The organism is Gordonia sp. DT219, from assembly GCF_049847065.1.
Taxonomy (GTDB): domain Bacteria; phylum Actinomycetota; class Actinomycetes; order Mycobacteriales; family Mycobacteriaceae; genus Gordonia.
In genome coordinates this window covers 81,995-97,995 of record NZ_JBNCNR010000003.1, presented here as the reverse complement: position 1 = coordinate 97,995, position 16,001 = coordinate 81,995, and the positions used below count along the sequence as shown (strand labels likewise).

The window sequence follows — 16,001 nt, the reverse complement described above, 5'->3', positions numbered from 1 at the left end:
CTGAACAACGTGACACGTCGTACCAAGATCGTTTGCACCCTGGGTCCCGCAACCAACTCCGAGGAGCGTCTCAAAGAGCTCGTCGAAGCGGGCATGGATGTGGCGCGATTGAACTTCAGCCATGGCACCCACGAGGACCACCGCACCGTCTACGGGCGTGTGCGCCGGGCCGGGGACGCCGCCGAAAAGGCGGTCGGCATCCTCGCCGACCTGCAAGGCCCCAAGATTCGCCTCGGCAAGTTCGCCGACGACGGAGCGCTCAACGGCGAGGTTCGGTGGGCCACCGGTGAAGAGGTTCGGATCACCGTCGACGACGTCGTCGGAACCCACGATCGGGTCTCGACCACCTACAAACAACTCGCCGAAGACGCCGAAGCCGGTGACCGGCTCCTCGTCGACGACGGCAAGGTGGGCCTCAAGGTGACCGCCATCGACGGCAACGACGTCGTGTGCGTCGTCACCGAAGGCGGGCCGGTCAGCAACAACAAAGGCCTCAACCTGCCGGGCGTGAAGACCTCGATTCCCGCCCTCAGCGAAAAAGACATCGCCGACCTGGAATTCGCATTGCAACTCGGGGTCGACCTCGTCGCCCTGTCATTCGTGCGCAGCCCCGCCGACATCGAACTCGTCCACGAAGTGATGGATCGAGTCGGTCGCCGGGTGCCGGTCATCGCGAAACTCGAAAAGCCCGAAGCCGTCGACAATCTCGAAGCCATCGTCCTCGCCTTCGACGGAGTGATGGTCGCCCGCGGCGACCTCGGCGTCGAACTGCCGCTCGAGCAGGTGCCGCTCGTCCAGAAAAAGGCCATCCAGATGGCCCGCGAGAATGCCAAACCCGTCATCGTTGCCACCCAGATGCTCGATTCGATGATCGAGAACTCCCGCCCCACCCGCGCCGAGGCATCCGACGTCGCCAACGCCGTCCTCGACGGTGCCGATGCGGTCATGCTGTCCGGTGAGACATCAGTGGGCAAATGGCCGATCGAGACCGTGCGCACCATGACCCGCATCTGCGTGACCGTAGAAAACGGACCGCGCGACGTGCCGCCGCTGTCACACGTGCCCCGCACCAAACGCGGCATCATCTCCTACGCCGCACGCGACATCGGCGAACGCCTCGAAGTGAAGGCGATGGTCGCATTCACCCAGTCCGGCGACACCGTGCGCCGACTCGCCCGGCTGCACTCACGGCTGCCACTACTGGCATTCACACCCACCCAGGCAGTACGCAGCCAACTCGCGCTCAGCTGGGGCACCGAAACCTTCATCGTCGACAAGGTCGACACCACCGACCACATGATCGACCAAGTCGACCACCAACTACTGCGCATCGGCCGCCTCAAAGACGGTGACGTCGTGGTCATCGTCGCCGGCGCACCCCCCGGCACCGTCGGCTCCACCAACATGATCCACGTCCACCGCATCGGCGAGCAGGACCACTGAGTCTTCTGCGCGTACTCCGTCCGCGCGTCCCCGGCGAGCTCTTGGCACCCCGCCTTCCTCCTCTATCGCATCGTCGCTGCCCTCCTCGCTCTTCGTCGTGCAGGCGGGGCGCGCTCGCCGGGGTGTGGGTCGCGTTGTCGCTTTCGCCGGTGTTATCTGCGCGTACTTCGTCCGCGCGTCCCCGGCGAGCTCTTGGCACCCCGCCTTCCTCCTCTATCGCATCGTCGCTGCGCTCCTCGCTCTTCGTCGTGCAGGCGGGGCGCGCTCGCCGGGGGCAGGGTGGAGCCGCATTGTCGCTGCGCTCCTCGCTCGCCCGGGGTGTCGTCAGCCTCACACAGCTGACGCCCTAGGGTTGTCGCCATGACTGTGGACGCCAGCGGGGACCTCGGCAAGCTTTTGGAACTGCTCGACGTCGAACGGCGCGACGACGACGTATTCATCGGCCAGCACCCAGAGCAGAAGACGGCCCGCACCTTCGGTGGTCAGCTACTCGGGCAGGGTGTCGTAGCCGCGGCGCGCACCCTGACCCGCGGCCGGCCACCGGTCCATGCGTTGCACGCGCACTTCATCCGCGGCGGCGACGTCAGCGAGCCGATGGAGTACCACGTCGACCGGTTCCGCGACGGCAAGTCCTTCGCGAACCGGCAGGTCACCGCCAAGCAGAAGGGCGAAGAGATCTTCACCATGCTGGTGGCCTTCCAGGACAACACCGCCGGGCTCGAGCACGCCGTCGAGATACCGCAGGTACCCTACCCGGAGGAACTGCCCCCACTCGGTGAGCACTTCAAGGGATTCGAAGACCGCATCGCCACCTTCGTCGACGCGTTGCATCCCATCGACATCCGCTTCGCCAACGACCCGTCATGGAAGATGCGCGAAGCCGGCGGCACACTGCGCGACAACCGGGTCTGGATGAAGGCCGACGGCGAGCTGCCCGACGACCCGATCATGCACGTCGCCGCCATGTGCTACGCCTCGGACACCACCGTGCTCGACTCGATCATCACCACCCACGGCCTGTCCTGGGGTATCGACCGACTCTTCGCTGCGACCGTCAACCACTCCATCTGGTTCCACCGCGAATTCCGCTTCGACGAATGGATGCTCTACGCCACCCGCTCGCCCGTCGCGACCGGATCGCGCGGCATGGGATCCGGGCGGTTCTGGATGCGCGATGGCACCCTCGCCACCTCCGTGGTGCAAGAGGCACTCATCAAGTACTTCCCGCCGAAGCGCTAGCCGGGCGTCGAGTCCGCGGGCCTGCGCTGACGGGCCACCGACACACCCCAGACCACCAAGAACAGCGACATCCCGCCGATCTGAATCCGTTGTGCCAAACCGAGAAGCCAATCCCCGGATATACCGTCGGCAGCCAACATCCACACCGTCGCGACCGAGATGACCACCAGGATCGCCAGCCCGAACAGTCGAAGCAACGGCCAGACCCGTGTGCGCCACGCCGCCACCACACCCAGGATCATCGCCGCGAAGATCGCAAACACCGCCACCGAACTGGTCAACGCGTGGATGTGGTGCAACTGGGGCAGCAGCCCGCTCGGCTCGGACGGACAATCCGGATCCACGTGCGGAATGCACTCGATCGGAGACAACGCGTCGGTGATGGTGGCGACACCGAACACCGCCAAGGCGATCGCCGCGGCCCGCGCATACGCGCCGGCCACGGCCGGCCGCGGAAAAAACATCACCACGCCCGCCAGCATTGCGCACACCGCCGTCGTCACGTCACCGGCGACGTAGACGTCGCGGTGTGGCCGGTGCGCGGCATCGAGCTCGCTCATGAAGCTGCGCAACGGATCCAGCGGCGAGGGCCAGAAGAACGCCAGCACCCACGACGAATAGCAGATCCCGGCCGCCGCGATCAGGATGCCGACGACGATCAGACGAGCCCTTGATGTCGTCGGTCCCGACCACACGGTGAGACGGTCGAAAGGCACCAGGCCAGATTAGGTTATCGACGTTCAGCCGATTACCACGCCCTGTTCACTGTGCTCTGCAGGCGATGTCACATTCGCCGCGCGAGCGGTGTCTCAGGAATGTCGGATCGGTATCGGGACAAAAGGAGCAGACTGATGAACGTGCAACGGCAGACGGTCGTGATCGTCGGTGGCGGATATGCCGGAACGATGGCGGCGAACCGGCTTTCCGCGGACGAATCACTCGGTGTGGTGATGATCAACGCACGCGATCACTTCGTCGAACGCATCCGATTACATCAGTGGGCCTGCGACACCGGCGCTGCCCGGCGCGACTACTCGACGGTGCTCGCGCCCGGTGTCCGCCGGCTCGTCGACACGGTCGACCGCATCGACGCCCCGGCACGGCGCGTGCACCTGGACTCCGGCCGGTCGCTCTCATATGACTGGCTGATCTATGCCGTGGGGAGCACGGGCGGTACGCGCATCGACGGGGCCGACGCACACGCCTACTCGATCGCGGAGTGGGAGTCGGCCACCCGGCTCCGTGACCGGCTCGCCCGCAGCCGGGAATCGATGGTGGTGACGGTCATCGGTGGCGGCCTCACCGGTGTGGAAACCGCAGCCGAACTGGCCGGGAGAGGGCACCGCGTCGCGCTCATCACCGACGGCGAGATCACGCCGAGCATCTCCGAGCGGGGCCGGACTCACACGCGGCGCACACTGCACCGCCTCGGTGTCACCGTCCATGAACACACATGCGCGCGACGTATCGGTGCGACCTCGCTGGCACTCGTCTCCTCCGATGGTGAGCAGCGGGAACTGCCCACCGATCTGACCGTCGTCGCCACCGGCTTCGGGGTACCCGACCTCGCGGTGCGAAGCGGCCTGGCATGCGACTCGACTGGCCGGCTACGCACCGATGCAGCCCTGGTCAGTGCAGACGATCGCCGGATCGTCGGGGCGGGCGATGCGGTGGCGCCGGTCGGGATGGTTCTCCGGATGAGCTGCCAGTCGGCCACGCCACTCGGAGTTCAGGCCGCCCGGACGGTGTGTGCGCTCGCCGCCGGCGAAGCACCCGTCGCCACCATGCCGAGATTCGTGGGGCAGTGCATCAGTCTCGGGAGACGGTCTGCCACAGTCCAATTGACCCACGCCGACGATTCGCCTACCCGCGCATTCATCGGCGGTCCGGTCGCGGCGATGGTGAAGGAGACGGTCTGCCGGGCAACGATCTGGGGATTGCGCCTCGAGGCGCGGCATCCCGGGGTATATCCGGACGCGGCGCTGCAGCCGAGCCCCGCGGTGGCCGTCGTTGCGGCGCCGGGGCAGGCACGTCGATGACCCACCGCACCGACCACGACGACACCGAGAACCCGCACCTACGCGCATTCGTCGAATACCGGCCACTGTTGTTCACCATCGCGTACGAGATCCTCGGTTCGGCAACCGAAGCCGACGACGTGCTGCAGGACAGCTACGTCCGTTGGTCGAACGTCGACCTTGCCGGAGTCGACGATCCGCGTGCATATCTGGCCAAGGTCACGACCCGGCAGGCACTCAACGCGGCCCGAGCCGGACAACGTCGACGTGAGGACTATGTCGGTCCCTGGCTGCCCGAACCGATCGTCATCGACGAGCGCGACCCGTCCGACGACCTTGTGCTCGCCGAGTCGGTGTCGACGGCGATGATGGTCGTGCTGCAATCGCTCGGTCCCGACGAGCGTACGGTGTTCCTGCTGCGCGAAGTATTCGGATTCGCCCACGGCGAGATTGCCGACATGACAGAGAAATCCGTTGCGGCCGTGCGCCAGATCTCCCATCGGGCACGAGCACACGTCCAGTCGCGGCGCCCCCGGCACCATACCGACGTGACCGAAACCGAACAGGCAACCCAGGCATTCCTGTCCGCGGCCGCCACCGGTGACGTCAACGCTCTGCTCGCGGTCCTGGCACCCGAGGTGGTCTACATCGCCGACAGCGACGGCAAGGCCTCGGCGGCGCGCCGGCCGATTCATGGTGCCGACGCGGTGGCCCGGGTTGTGCTCGGTCTGGTGCGACTCGGTGACAAGCGCCGGCTGCGGGTCGGTGAGATCGTCGTCAACGGCCTGCCAGGCTTCACCGTCGCGATGACCGACGATCCGGGCGCGATCTTCTGGCTCGACGTCCACGACGGCGCCATCCACCATGTTTACGCGATGCGCAACCCGGCGAAGATGTCTGCGTTGGACGGCGCACGCAGCATCGCACGGGGTTAGAAAAGGAGTCATCACCATGACCGATACATTGCTCGTCTGTGTTTCCCGCTCGCACGGCAACACTCGGTGCGTGGCCGAGGCCATGGCCTCGGTGCTGGGCGCGGAGGTCGTCGATCCCGGCGAGGTCGATGCGGGTCGGCTCGCCGAGGTCGACCTGATCGGTTTCGGATCGGGCATCTACAACCAGAGATTCGATTCCCGATTGCGGGACTTCATCGACGCAGTTCCGCCCGGAAATGCGGGTGCCTGCGCATTCGTGTTCTACACCAGCGGTTTTCGTCCGATCACGGGACCACTCACACGACGCATCGAGCGTCACGGCCGGAGTGTCGTCGGCACATTCGGGTGTCGAGGGTGGGACACGTCCCCGCCGTTCGGTCTGGCCGGTGGACTGCGCAGAGGACGGCCCGACGACCGTGATCTTGAGCGCGCACGACAGTTCGCCGCCGATCTGTCACCGGTGTAGAACGTGCGGCCGGTTACGCTGGCCGCCATGCGAGACGTGCGCTCCGAGGACCGGTGTCCGTGTACTTCGGGAATGACATTCGGCGAGTGCTGCGGACCGATACTGAGCCGCGACCGTCGGGCACCGACGGCACCGGCTTTGATGCGCTCGCGGTTCACCGCCTTCGCCGTCGGGGACCGCGACCATCTGTTGGCCACATGGCATCCGGGCACGCAGCCGGCCATCCTCGAGCTCGATGACGAGATCGACTGGTACCGGCTCGATGTCACCGACACAGTCGCCGGCGGGCCGTTCGACGACGTCGGCGAGGTGACCTTCGTCGCCCACTACCGCGCCGCGGCCGCGCGCCGAAGTATGTCCGAGCACAGCCGATTCCGCCGGGAGCGCGGCAACTGGTACTACGTCGACGGTGACGTTGCGTGACCGATCGTCGCGACTCAGCTGGGTAGTAGATCGGCGAGCGCCGAGTCCAGCGTCGGAAATCGGAACCGGAAACCCCCATCGTCGAGTACCTGCGAACGAGCGCGGCGCCCGGTGAGTCCCAGTGCGGGGTCGGTGCGCAGTGCGACCGCACCGATCTTCAACAACACCGCAGGAGTAGGTGGTGCGGCCGGGCGATGGACCGCACGCCGCAGTGAGGCCATGAGTTCGCGGTTGCGTACCGGATGAGGACTCGCCCCGACGAGCACCCCAGACGGCAGGGTGACCGCGCCATCGAGTCCCAGCGCTCCGCGGGCAACCGCCAGCCAGTCGTCGACGTGAATCCAGCTGAACCACTGGCGACCCGAGCCGACGCTTCCGCCCAGCCCCAGCCGCGCCAGGTCGGTGAGCCGCCGCATCGCGGGTGCCTGCCCGTCCAAGACGATGGATGTGCGGAGGATGACCAGGTGATCGGTGTGGGCGCCGCTGACCGATTCTTCCCACGGACGGGCCACCCCCGTCATCTGTGGCAACCCGTCGTCGGGGACCGGAGTTGTTTCAGTGCACCAGGTTTCGCCCGCATCGCTCCAGATGGCGGTGGTGCTCGCCTGCAGCCAGTGTGCGACCGGTGTCGATCGCGTGGCGGCCGCCGCGACCAGCGCGCGGGTCGCCTGCGTTCGGGACTCGCGCAGCGCGGCCACGTTGCGCGGGGTCGGTCGGCAATCGACCAGTTTGCCGGCCAGATTCACCACCGCGACGCGCCCCGGATCCACGATCCGATCCGCCCACGGTCCGACGGTGTGCGCATCCCACTCGAGCTGCTCGAAGGGTGAGGACCGGTCGGTGCGGCGGGTGAGGACCACGGGGTGCTGTCCGCGACACGCGAGGTCGGCGCCCAGGTGGCGCCCGAGCGCACCGCTGCCCCCGGCCAGGACCACGGTCAGCGCCTCGGAGCCGGGCTGCAGACCCGCGAGCCGGGCCAGCCGGGCAAAGTCGGCGCGGTCGGTGAGGTGGGGCACCACTGAGAGAACGGTCCGTGCGACGCAATTCGAACCCGCAGTGGCAGTGACGGTCTCGCGCACGAAGCAGCCGCCGTCAGTGGGTTCGAGAACGAAGTCGATGACCGCGCTCCCGACGGGCTCGGGCTGGGTCAGCTGCAGATGTCTGCCGGGTGTCACCTCGGTGATCGTGAATGGTGGAGCGAGTCGTCGGTGGCCGGCGGCCAGGAAGGGTCGTGACGGGTCGAAAGAGCCGTGTTGGCCGACGGCTGCGCTGTCAGCGGTCGGTGCGTCGAGAGTCACGGTACGGAATCCGCTGTGCCACTGGGGGAGTAGTCGTGGATCGCCAAGGACGACCCAGAGCTTATCGGGCGCAAGGGCGATGAATTGGCTGTACGACCGCGTGCTGGGCATGAACTCACCGTAAGCCGATCGACCGGCAATCCCGCTATCACAATGATCACATCCGGCCCGGCATCGGCGCGCAGCGCCCTCGGCCCTCGTCGATTGCCGGTGGTCATCCAGCGTGGTCGGTCGGCATCAGGCATTCGCATGTCGCAGAATCCAGTCGATCAAGGGAACGACAGTGCGCCAATCGGTACGTACCCGGGCGACGAGCTCGGGGCTGTGGATCACCGGGTCGAATCCGTAGTCGCGCGAGGCGACGATCATCTTGTGACGCAGTAACTCGATGCGCGGATGCGCCTTGTCGAATCCTCGAGGTGCGGTCTTGAGTTTGTCACCGCCGATTTCCCAACCGTCATCGGACAATTCGCCGACGATCCGTTCGAGGTCGGTGCCACTTCGGTCGTCGACGATTGCCGCGCGGATGGCCGAGAGCCGGTCGGTCGTGGTGTCGTAGATGCCACCACCGACCCGGACTCCGGGTGCGCCGATCTGCACGTAATAGCCGGTCGCGGACGCGACCGCGATATAGGCGCCCTGATGGGTCTTGTAGGGCGACTTGTCTTTTGAGAAACGCACGTCGCGGTAGGGGCGGAACAGTTTGGCCTCACCGAAGTCCGCGGCGAGTTCGTCGGTCAAGGCCTGCATCGGAGCGGCCACCGCATCGCGGTAGTCCTGCCGATGCGCCTCCCAGAATGCCTTGGAGTTGTCCATCTCGAGGTCGTCGTAGAAGTCGAGTGCGGCCTCGGTGAAGCCTTGGAAACCCATGGCGCCAGTGTAGGGGGCGGGCCGCGGGATACGCCGGCCACATCGTCGACGGGTACCTACACTCACGGTATGGGCGAATCGGACATCTGGCGTGCCGACTTCGAAAGCGCTGCACGGCGCCGAGGGCAAATCGCCGATCCCGAGTGGGAGCGGGGCAGTGTGCTCACGCCGGCGGTGGCACGCAGCGTGCAGAAGTTCCAGGTCGGGGAGAGCGGCGACGGTGCCCACCTGATTGCCGAGGCCGTCGCCACGGGGGACCACGCGTACGCGGCGGCGGTGCGGCTGTTCGTCGCGGAGGAACAGAATCATGCGCGAATGCTGGGCCGCCTGCTGCGCGCGGCGGGATGGGCCACCGTACATGCAGACTGGACAGATGTGGTGTTCGTCCGGCTACGTCGGTTGCTGGGACTGCGGTTGGAACTGATGATCCTGGCGGTCGCCGAGGTGATTGCTCTGCGGTACTACCGTGCACTCGCCGACGGTGGGCATGATCCGCTGCTTGTCGACGTGGCGAGGCGCATCCTCGATGACGAGCAACGGCATGTGCCATTCCAGTGCCACCGACTCCGCGTCGGATTTGCCGACTTTCCACGTGCGGTGCGGTTTATTGTCGAGAATGGTTGGCGTCTCACCGCTTTCGGGGTGACCGTCGTTGTCGCCTTCGACCACGGGAGTGCGCTCGCCGAGCTCGGCGTTGGTCGGCGTCAGTTCATCTCCGACACCTGGCCGTTGTTCGGGGATGTGATCGGAGCCGTGTTCGGCGATCGGCAATAGGTTCCGACATCCCGGCGCCGAGCGCTCCGGCGCCGTAACCTGGGTATGCCCGCGCGGACTGCCACTGCGGGCGCGAGACCGCGGAGTACCCATGATCGATCATGTCGCCGACGATCCCGGCCTGCCCTTCGGTGCGGCGGTGCGGGCGGAGTTCACCCGTATCCGAACCCATCCTGGCGATACGGTGGCCGTCGTCGCCCTCAACGGTGTGATGATGACCGTCATCTGGTTCCTGCTGCCGCGCAGCTGGTTCTTCACGTTCACCGGGCCGTCCGGCTACGCGCTGGCACTCGCCGGATGGATGTATTCCGACGTCACCGCCAGCAACATCCTGGCCGCCGACCCCGATCGCGTCCTCGAATTGATCGGTGATCCGGCCTCGCTCCGAACGGTTCTTCGGGCCAAGGAGGCGGTCCTGTGGATGCTGGTCGCTCCGTTGTGCATGGTGGTCGCCATCGCGTGCGGCGTCGCCGAACAGGATTGGCAATACACCGCTTTGGTGGTGATCGCGGTGGCGGTGGTACCGATCGGTGCACTGGCGGTCACCGGGCTGGTCGGAGTGTTCTTCCCCTACCACCAGCAGCCGCTCCTCTGGCGGTGGCGCCAACGGCGACGATTCGGGCCCGTGGTCCTCCGCTGGTCGATTCTGACCATCGCGCCGTATCTGGTGTACCCGGCGGTCGCGTGCGCAATCATGGCGGTTCCGTTGGCTCTGTGGTGGCTCGTCGACGGCATCGATCGCACGCAGCGTTTGCCCACGGCCGCGAGCGCGGTGTGCCTGGTGGTCACAGCGGCACTCAGCGCGCTGTGCTGGGTGTGGGCCAATCGGTACGCGATCGCCTGGATAGAACGACACTCCGTCGCGCTCCGCGAGTATTTGTCGGACCGCGAACGCGGCTGAACAAAACCGTATCGACGCAGGTAGAGTGCACCCGCCCGGAATCAGCCGCGCCATCGATACGGTAGAGCGCACACATTCACCGGTCGTTGCGCCCATAGTGGAGGAGAAGGGCTCGCCACCCGGGCAGGCCCTCGCGTGGAAGGATCACCTATGGCACTCGACGACGACGACATCACGACCTCCGGCCCCGGCGGTGAAGGACCAGCCGACGGCGGCTCGAATCCGGGCGGCCACGACGGTGGTGCCGATGGCACCGCCGGTGCAGGTGAGGGACCGGCCGACGGCGGTTCCAATCCCAGCGGTCATGACGGTGGTGCCGATGGCACCGCCGATGCGGGTGAGGGACCGGCCGACGGCGGCTCGAATCCGGGCGGCCACGACGGTGGTGCCGACGGAACCGCCTGAGCCACAATCGATGTTGAGACGTTGCATCGCGATCGACCCCGATGTCTTCGCCCGCGAACATTGGGATCGATCGCCGCTGCTGAGCCGTGCCGAGGCATTGCCACGTGGCTTCGACGACCTGCTCTCGCCTGCGACGGTCGACGAACTCATCGCCGAACGTGGCGTGCGCGCGCCGTTCATCCGCATGGCCCGCGACGGCAGCCTGCTCACGCGGGACTGCTACGTCGGGCCCGCCGGGTTCGGGGCCGAGATGCCCGATCAGGTCGATTCGGCAAAAGTGTTGGGACAGTTCGCCGCCGGGGCGACGATCGTTCTGCAGGGACTGCACCGGTTGTGGCCTCCGGTGATCGACCTCGTGCGCGGACTCGTCGACGATCTGGGTCATCCCGTTCAGGCCAACGCCTACGTCACCCCGCCGAGCAACCGCGGATTCGATCTGCACTACGACGTGCACGACGTGTTCGTTCTGCAGGTATCCGGGGCGAAGCACTGGACGATTCACGAGCCGGTACATGTGCACCCGCTTGGTTCCCAACCATGGACCGCACATCGCGACGCCATTACCGCCCGGGCCGCTGACGAGCCGGTCATCGACACCGTGCTGCACCCCGGTGACGCCCTGTATCTGCCTCGCGGATGGGTACATTCGGCTCGTGCACTCGGCACCACCTCCATCCATCTCACGATCGGTATCGCGCCGCTCACCGCATTCGACATCGTCGGCGCACTCGTCGAGCAACTCGCCGACATACCCGGACTACGCGAGTCACTGCCGATGGGCATCGACCTCACCGACCGTGCCGACATCTCCGCACTCGTCGGCAAGGTGATGTCGACGGCGATGGAGGTGATCGGTGAGCGGTCATCCGACCTGGAGTGTGCGGCGGCCGATGCATTGGCCCGTGGATACGCCGACCGGACCCGTCCGATTCCGGTGCGGCCGTTGGCAACCCTGGCGGCGATCTCGGCAGGTGATGCGCTCGTGCCCGTCCGGTGGCGCCGCGGACTGGTGGCGTCGGTGGCCGAATCCGGTGGCCGCGTCGAATTGCGGTTTGCCGATCGCACGATCGGCTTCCCGGGCTTCTGCGCGGATGCCGTCCGCGCGGTGCATGGGGGCTCGGTGGTCGGGGCCGATCGCCTTCCGGGCCTCGATGCGGCCGATGGGGCCGTGCTGATCCGTCGACTGCTGCGCGAGGCGGTCGTCGTGCCGGCCGAATCGCTGCCGCCGCAGACGCCCGGGGCAGCGTAGAGGTCATGACCGGTCGTCGTCCCTGTAGCGATCAGTCCATTCTCCGCGGCGACCCTATGTACGGCACCGCATCGGCGGGCGACCGCTGGATGTTGCTGGAGCTCTCCGGCCCGTGGGGTCCGTCGGTGTTCCTCGACTCGCCCAACATCATCGATCCGGTTCTTGGGCGTGCCGTCGTGCGCCGCGTCGAGGCCGCGGGAATGCGGATCGTGGCGATACGCCGACCCGGTCGCCGGGCGGCGACCCCGCGGTGGCGATGGTTCGTCGTGGACACACGACCCGGCGAGGAGTCGGTGGTCCGGGGAGAAGTGTCGGACGCGACCGGCTATCTGGATCTGCCGCTCGACGGCGCCGGCGGCCGACCGTCGGACGACCCGGTCGTCGCGGTGTGCGCGCACGGGAAACACGATCAGTGCTGCGCGGTCCGGGGACGAGCCGCGACCACCGCGATCGCGGCCGCATATCCCGAATGGACTTGGGAGTGCTCACATCTGGGCGGCGACCGATTCGCCGCCACCATGCTCGTCCTGCCGCACGGGTTGTGTTACGGCCGGGTGGATTCGGCGACGGATCCGGCGGGACTGGTGCGACGTTACACCGAAGGGCGACTCGTCGATCCGCTACTGCGTGGCCGGACGTCGCTTCCGCACGCAGTGCAGGCGGCACAGCACTTCGTGCGGTCGACCACCGGCGACGACCGAATCGACGCGCTGGCACCGCTCGAGGTGCGGCGCGTCGACCACCACATCGTCGTCACACTGAGCGGGCCGGATACGCCGATCGAGGTCGTCCTGGCCGAAGAGCTGACCGACCCGTTGTTGTCCAACTGCGCGGCCCGCGCGCTCGGACGCGTTCGGCAATTCGTGCTCGTGTCGATGCCGGGTGTGTCGGAAGCGGTTGATCGCCGCGTGATCGGCGACGAAGACCTCGGCCGCGATTCCCGCAGACCCGGCAACTAGGGTTGGGGTGGAAGGGTATTCCGCTACCGATCGAAGAGGTGCGCCGGCGGTGATCGTGCTGTGGGTGGTGCTGGTACTGACCGTGATCGTGGTGGCTGCCACGGTATTTCGACTCGTCCACGACGACCGCGACAGCTCGCACGGCCTGATGGTCGTGGGTAGTGCGGTGATGATCTGGTTGCTGGCATTCACCTGTTCGGCGGTGCTGTGGCCGGATTCCGACGCGGCGACCATCGTGTTCCTGGTGCCGGCGATGGCGATTCTGCTGCTCCTGGTGACATCCGCGCTTGCCCTCGTCACGAATACGCCAATCGTGGTGCGGCGCGAGGGATTACGTGTCGCGACCCTCGTGCCGGCCGCGATCGGTGGGGCGATCATCGTGACCTTGGCGATCATGATCGGGTGGCTGTTCACCTGGGACCACCGAATCCTGCTCATGGCCCTGCTGCCGTTGGCCATGATCCCGGGTGCCCTGATGATCATCGAATTGCTCGCCTACACGCTGTACGCGCTCGTCTACGGCGGAACCCACCGAGAAGTCGACGCGACCGACGTGATCGTCGTACTCGGGGCCGGCCTGTCCGGGGGCAAACCGACGCCATTGGTCGCACGCCGTCTCGATCGCGCCGTCGAGGTCTACCACCACGTGCAGGCAGCGCAGGGCGCGCCACCGCGGGTCGTGGTATCCGGCGGCAAGGGCAGCGATGAGGTGGTGAGCGAGGCCGCGGCGATGGCCGCCTATCTCGCCGAGCATTCCGATGTGCCGAGTACCCATGTGATTCTCGAAGACACCTCGACCACCACCCAGGAGAACCTGACCAACACGCTCGCGGTCCTTGCCGCCCAGAATGTGGTGTGGGAGCGAATGGTGGTGGTCACCAGCAACTTCCATGTGCTTCGGTCGGCGTCACTCACGCAACGGCTGGGAATCCGCTCCGTCACCGTGCTGGGCGCACCGACGGCCTGGTACTACCTGCCGTCCGGCTTTCTACGGGAGTTCGCCGCCGGCGTCGTGCATTACCGCAAACAGAATCTGGCGGTTGGGCCACGCTCACGACCGTGTGGGTGTTGATCGCGTCGATCGCGCTGGTGATCTCGGCACGCGAAGACCACCACATCGACGACGAGATGCAGGGTGCCTCGGCGTCGGTGCTTGTGTCGACGTCGGGTGTGTCAGGCGGCGGAAAGGTCTCGTGACTCACCGACATCCGGCGTCTCCAGCGGGGTTCCGGTCAGCGAGTTCTCGCCGAGGAACATGCGAAGGCTGGATTTGCCTGCCGGGCTGAGCATGATGTCGTGAATGGCGATGCTGCGCTGCGGCTTCACCGACCGGACGTAGTCGATGGCCTGTTCGGTGGAGATCCATGGGCCGCTGACCGGCAGCAGCAGCGTCTCGATTGTCCGGCCGGGATTCAGGTAGGCGTCGCCGGGGTGGAAGACACTGCCGTCGATCAGGAATCCCGCGTTGTCGACCAACGGGATCTCGGGATGGATCACCGCATGATCGGCGACGAAGGTGTCGACCGCGAATCCTGCGATGTCGAAGGACTCGCCGGTCGAGACCGCATGCACACGATCGGCGACCTCGGACAACGCATCGGCGATCGTCGCCGGACCGTACAGATGCAGCCCCTCGCGCGCTTTCATTGCGGCAACGATCTTTTCGGCGTCGAAATGGTCGAAATGTTCATGGGTGATCAGGATCGCGTCGGCGGCCGCGAGCAACTCCGCCGCGTCGGGCGTGAACGTGCCGGGATCGATGAGCAGGGTATTGCCGTTCTTGGTCAGGGTGACGGTTGCGTGGGTGTGTTTGGTGAGCTGCATCGAGACCTCCGGTGGCCAACGGTCTGCCAATAAGTACAGTGTGACTGTACACTTCTGACGATGGTTGTCGATTCGGACATGGAAGAGCCGGGCATGCGAGAGTTGGGCGCGGAGTGGGAAGCCTCCGGCCTGGATCTTGCGGAGGACCTGCGACGGTCGGTGGGCAGATTCGTGCGGGCGGTCCGGTCGGTCACCGATTCGGCTCCCGCCGGACACGGGGAGGTGCTCGGCGCACTCGATCGCGACGGCCCGCAGTCGATCGCCGAGCTGGCCCGCATGCGGGGGATCAAGCATCAGAGCATGCGGGTGACCGTCGCCGAGTTGGAAGATCGCGGACTCGTGACCCGCGGCCCGCATCCCGACGACGCGCGCAGTTCGCTCATCGCCATCACCGACAGCGGTACCGTGGTACTCGAACGTGGTCGTGCCGCACGACGGAAAGTCGTTGCGCGCGCGGCCAACACGTCTCTTACGTCGGCGCAGCGAGAAGCGCTCGTCCAGGTCCCGGGCATCTTGGAGGCGATGGCGGCGGCGGTCCGCGACAGCGCCTGACGTGGCTCGCCCGGGCGGCGACCCGGTCGGTGTGTGTATCGGCGACAATCATGTGATGACCGAATGCCCGACGGCCGGCGAGCCACACGTCCATCCCGCCCTGGCAGGGCGTGTCAGCCCGGTGTCGTTCGACCCCGAGGCGACGATTCCCGAGACAGGTGTCGACGTACTGCTCGATGCGGCCAGACTTGCTCCCTCGGCAGGCAATTCGCAGCCATGGATGTTCGTCGTCGGCCGCCGCGGAGACGCGATCCACGCCCGGATCTGCCGTCACCTCACGCCCGGATCGCTGCGGTGGGCCGCCGACGCCTCGCTGCTCGTGGTCAACATTGCCCATGTCATGGTGGAGGGAACGGAGTGGGAGTACTCCGAGTTCGCCCGCTACGACCTCGGACAGGCGGTTGCCCACATGACGGTGCAGGCGCTGGCGATGGGCCTCGGCGCACACCAGTTCCGCGCCTTCGATCGCGATGGCATGGCTGCCGAGTTCGCGGTACCGGCCGAGTGGGAGGTCACCTCGGTGACGGCCTTCGGGGCTGCGGAGGCGACGTCTGCGACCTCATATGCGGGAACGAGCCGGCAGCGGTTGTCTCTGGACGAGGTGACGTGGGCGCGCGCGTCCGCCGACTAGACGAGACGGCCGGC

General features: G+C 66.7%; 19 protein-coding genes. 15 read left to right on the top strand and 4 right to left on the bottom strand.

Features of this window, described 5'->3' with window-relative positions:
- Positions 1-9 precede the first annotated feature (9 nt).
- Both pyk and ACPXB3_RS06175 read left to right on the top strand, forming a co-directional pair.
- Complete coding sequence (gene pyk, locus ACPXB3_RS06180; RefSeq protein ID WP_425705722.1) at positions 10-1,443, top strand: pyruvate kinase; 1,434 nt, start codon at positions 10-12, stop codon at positions 1,441-1,443.
- A 360-nt stretch (positions 1,444-1,803) separates the two neighbouring features.
- Positions 1,804-2,682, top strand: coding sequence for an acyl-CoA thioesterase (locus tag ACPXB3_RS06175; RefSeq protein WP_425705721.1), 879 nt, complete (start codon positions 1,804-1,806; stop codon positions 2,680-2,682).
- Here ACPXB3_RS06175 and ACPXB3_RS06170 read toward each other — a convergent pair.
- Positions 2,679-3,398: a DUF998 domain-containing protein gene (locus ACPXB3_RS06170; protein ID WP_425705720.1), complete on the bottom strand. Its 720-nt coding sequence runs from the start codon at positions 3,396-3,398 to the stop codon at positions 2,679-2,681. The two genes, ACPXB3_RS06175 and ACPXB3_RS06170, sit on opposite strands and share 4 nt — an antisense overlap.
- A gap of 135 nt (positions 3,399-3,533) precedes the next feature.
- On the opposite strand from ACPXB3_RS06170, the gene ACPXB3_RS06165 reads away from it, so the two are divergent.
- Genes ACPXB3_RS06165 through ACPXB3_RS06150 form a run of 4 tightly spaced genes read left to right on the top strand, consistent with a single transcriptional unit; the run spans position 3,534 to position 6,524 of the window.
- Entirely contained in the window at positions 3,534-4,721 is a 1,188-nt protein-coding gene (locus tag ACPXB3_RS06165; protein ID WP_425705719.1) for an NAD(P)/FAD-dependent oxidoreductase, read from the top strand.
- On the top strand, positions 4,718-5,635 hold the full coding sequence (gene sigJ, locus ACPXB3_RS06160) for an RNA polymerase sigma factor SigJ (RefSeq protein WP_425727046.1): 918 nt from the start codon (positions 4,718-4,720) through the stop codon (positions 5,633-5,635). Before ACPXB3_RS06165 ends, sigJ begins: the two co-directional genes overlap by 4 nt.
- Positions 5,636-5,651: 16 nt before the next feature.
- On the top strand, positions 5,652-6,101 hold the full coding sequence (locus ACPXB3_RS06155; RefSeq protein WP_425705717.1) for a flavodoxin family protein: 450 nt from the start codon (positions 5,652-5,654) through the stop codon (positions 6,099-6,101).
- Positions 6,102-6,128: 27 nt separating this feature from the next.
- Positions 6,129-6,524 carry a YchJ family protein gene (locus ACPXB3_RS06150; protein WP_425727045.1) on the top strand — a complete coding sequence of 132 codons (396 nt, stop codon included), beginning with the start codon at positions 6,129-6,131 and terminating at the stop codon, positions 6,522-6,524.
- Positions 6,525-6,538: 14 nt separating this feature from the next.
- On the opposite strand, the gene ACPXB3_RS06145 is transcribed toward ACPXB3_RS06150, so the two are convergent.
- Both ACPXB3_RS06145 and ACPXB3_RS06140 read right to left on the bottom strand, forming a co-directional pair.
- On the bottom strand, positions 6,539-7,933 hold the full coding sequence (locus tag ACPXB3_RS06145; protein WP_425727043.1) for a DUF1731 domain-containing protein: 1,395 nt from the start codon (positions 7,931-7,933) through the stop codon (positions 6,539-6,541).
- A gap of 126 nt (positions 7,934-8,059) precedes the next feature.
- On the bottom strand, positions 8,060-8,692 hold the full coding sequence (locus ACPXB3_RS06140; RefSeq protein ID WP_425705714.1) for a DUF2461 domain-containing protein: 633 nt from the start codon (positions 8,690-8,692) through the stop codon (positions 8,060-8,062).
- Positions 8,693-8,761: 69 nt separating this feature from the next.
- Between ACPXB3_RS06140 and ACPXB3_RS06135 the strand changes: the two genes are divergently transcribed.
- The 7 genes from ACPXB3_RS06135 to ACPXB3_RS06105 all read left to right on the top strand — a co-directional run bounded on the left by ACPXB3_RS06135 (position 8,762) and on the right by ACPXB3_RS06105 (position 14,177).
- Positions 8,762-9,466 (top strand): ferritin-like domain-containing protein, encoded by a 705-nt coding sequence (locus ACPXB3_RS06135; RefSeq protein WP_425727041.1) that lies wholly within the window; start codon positions 8,762-8,764, stop codon positions 9,464-9,466.
- Positions 9,467-9,557: 91 nt separating this feature from the next.
- Entirely contained in the window at positions 9,558-10,367 is an 810-nt protein-coding gene (locus ACPXB3_RS06130) for a hypothetical protein (protein WP_425727039.1), read from the top strand.
- Positions 10,368-10,517: 150 nt separating this feature from the next.
- Positions 10,518-10,772, top strand: coding sequence for a BatC protein (locus ACPXB3_RS06125; RefSeq protein ID WP_425705711.1), 255 nt, complete (start codon positions 10,518-10,520; stop codon positions 10,770-10,772).
- Between the two features lie 10 nt (positions 10,773-10,782).
- Positions 10,783-12,021, top strand: a complete 1,239-nt coding sequence (locus ACPXB3_RS06120; RefSeq protein WP_425727037.1) for a cupin domain-containing protein — start codon at positions 10,783-10,785, stop codon at positions 12,019-12,021.
- A 5-nt stretch (positions 12,022-12,026) separates the two neighbouring features.
- A complete protein-coding gene (locus tag ACPXB3_RS06115; protein WP_425705709.1) occupies positions 12,027-12,980 on the top strand; it encodes a sucrase ferredoxin in 954 nt (317 codons plus the stop codon).
- A gap of 49 nt (positions 12,981-13,029) precedes the next feature.
- Positions 13,030-14,052 (top strand): YdcF family protein, encoded by a 1,023-nt coding sequence (locus ACPXB3_RS06110; RefSeq protein WP_425727035.1) that lies wholly within the window; start codon positions 13,030-13,032, stop codon positions 14,050-14,052.
- Entirely contained in the window at positions 14,040-14,177 is a 138-nt protein-coding gene (locus ACPXB3_RS06105; protein ID WP_425727033.1) for a hypothetical protein, read from the top strand. The genes ACPXB3_RS06110 and ACPXB3_RS06105 overlap by 13 nt, the downstream gene beginning before the upstream one ends.
- Here the strand turns inward: ACPXB3_RS06105 and ACPXB3_RS06100 are convergent.
- Entirely contained in the window at positions 14,154-14,834 is a 681-nt protein-coding gene (locus tag ACPXB3_RS06100) for an MBL fold metallo-hydrolase (RefSeq protein WP_425727031.1), read from the bottom strand. The genes ACPXB3_RS06105 and ACPXB3_RS06100 overlap by 24 nt on opposite strands.
- A gap of 30 nt (positions 14,835-14,864) precedes the next feature.
- Between ACPXB3_RS06100 and ACPXB3_RS06095 the strand changes: the two genes are divergently transcribed.
- Together ACPXB3_RS06095 and ACPXB3_RS06090 are read left to right on the top strand one after the other, a co-directional pair.
- Positions 14,865-15,356 (top strand): MarR family winged helix-turn-helix transcriptional regulator, encoded by a 492-nt coding sequence (locus tag ACPXB3_RS06095; RefSeq protein WP_425727029.1) that lies wholly within the window; start codon positions 14,865-14,867, stop codon positions 15,354-15,356.
- A gap of 55 nt (positions 15,357-15,411) precedes the next feature.
- Positions 15,412-15,987 carry a nitroreductase family protein gene (locus ACPXB3_RS06090; RefSeq protein WP_425727027.1) on the top strand — a complete coding sequence of 192 codons (576 nt, stop codon included), beginning with the start codon at positions 15,412-15,414 and terminating at the stop codon, positions 15,985-15,987.
- Positions 15,988-16,001 lie beyond the last annotated feature (14 nt).

Coding starts and splice junctions, on each gene's coding strand:
- ACPXB3_RS06175 (WP_425705721.1), top strand. CDS start 1,804: ATGACTGTGGACGCCAGCGGGGACCTCGGCAAGCTTTTGGAACTGCTC.
- ACPXB3_RS06165 (WP_425705719.1), top strand. CDS start 3,534: ATGAACGTGCAACGGCAGACGGTCGTGATCGTCGGTGGCGGATATGCC.
- sigJ (WP_425727046.1), top strand. CDS start 4,718: ATGACCCACCGCACCGACCACGACGACACCGAGAACCCGCACCTACGC.
- ACPXB3_RS06155 (WP_425705717.1), top strand. CDS start 5,652: ATGACCGATACATTGCTCGTCTGTGTTTCCCGCTCGCACGGCAACACT.
- ACPXB3_RS06150 (WP_425727045.1), top strand. CDS start 6,129: ATGCGAGACGTGCGCTCCGAGGACCGGTGTCCGTGTACTTCGGGAATG.
- ACPXB3_RS06145 (WP_425727043.1), bottom strand. CDS start 7,933: ATGCCCAGCACGCGGTCGTACAGCCAATTCATCGCCCTTGCGCCCGAT.
- ACPXB3_RS06140 (WP_425705714.1), bottom strand. CDS start 8,692: ATGGGTTTCCAAGGCTTCACCGAGGCCGCACTCGACTTCTACGACGAC.
- ACPXB3_RS06135 (WP_425727041.1), top strand. CDS start 8,762: ATGGGCGAATCGGACATCTGGCGTGCCGACTTCGAAAGCGCTGCACGG.
- ACPXB3_RS06130 (WP_425727039.1), top strand. CDS start 9,558: ATGATCGATCATGTCGCCGACGATCCCGGCCTGCCCTTCGGTGCGGCG.
- ACPXB3_RS06125 (WP_425705711.1), top strand. CDS start 10,518: ATGGCACTCGACGACGACGACATCACGACCTCCGGCCCCGGCGGTGAA.
- ACPXB3_RS06120 (WP_425727037.1), top strand. CDS start 10,783: ATGTTGAGACGTTGCATCGCGATCGACCCCGATGTCTTCGCCCGCGAA.
- ACPXB3_RS06115 (WP_425705709.1), top strand. CDS start 12,027: ATGACCGGTCGTCGTCCCTGTAGCGATCAGTCCATTCTCCGCGGCGAC.
- ACPXB3_RS06095 (WP_425727029.1), top strand. CDS start 14,865: ATGGTTGTCGATTCGGACATGGAAGAGCCGGGCATGCGAGAGTTGGGC.
- ACPXB3_RS06090 (WP_425727027.1), top strand. CDS start 15,412: ATGACCGAATGCCCGACGGCCGGCGAGCCACACGTCCATCCCGCCCTG.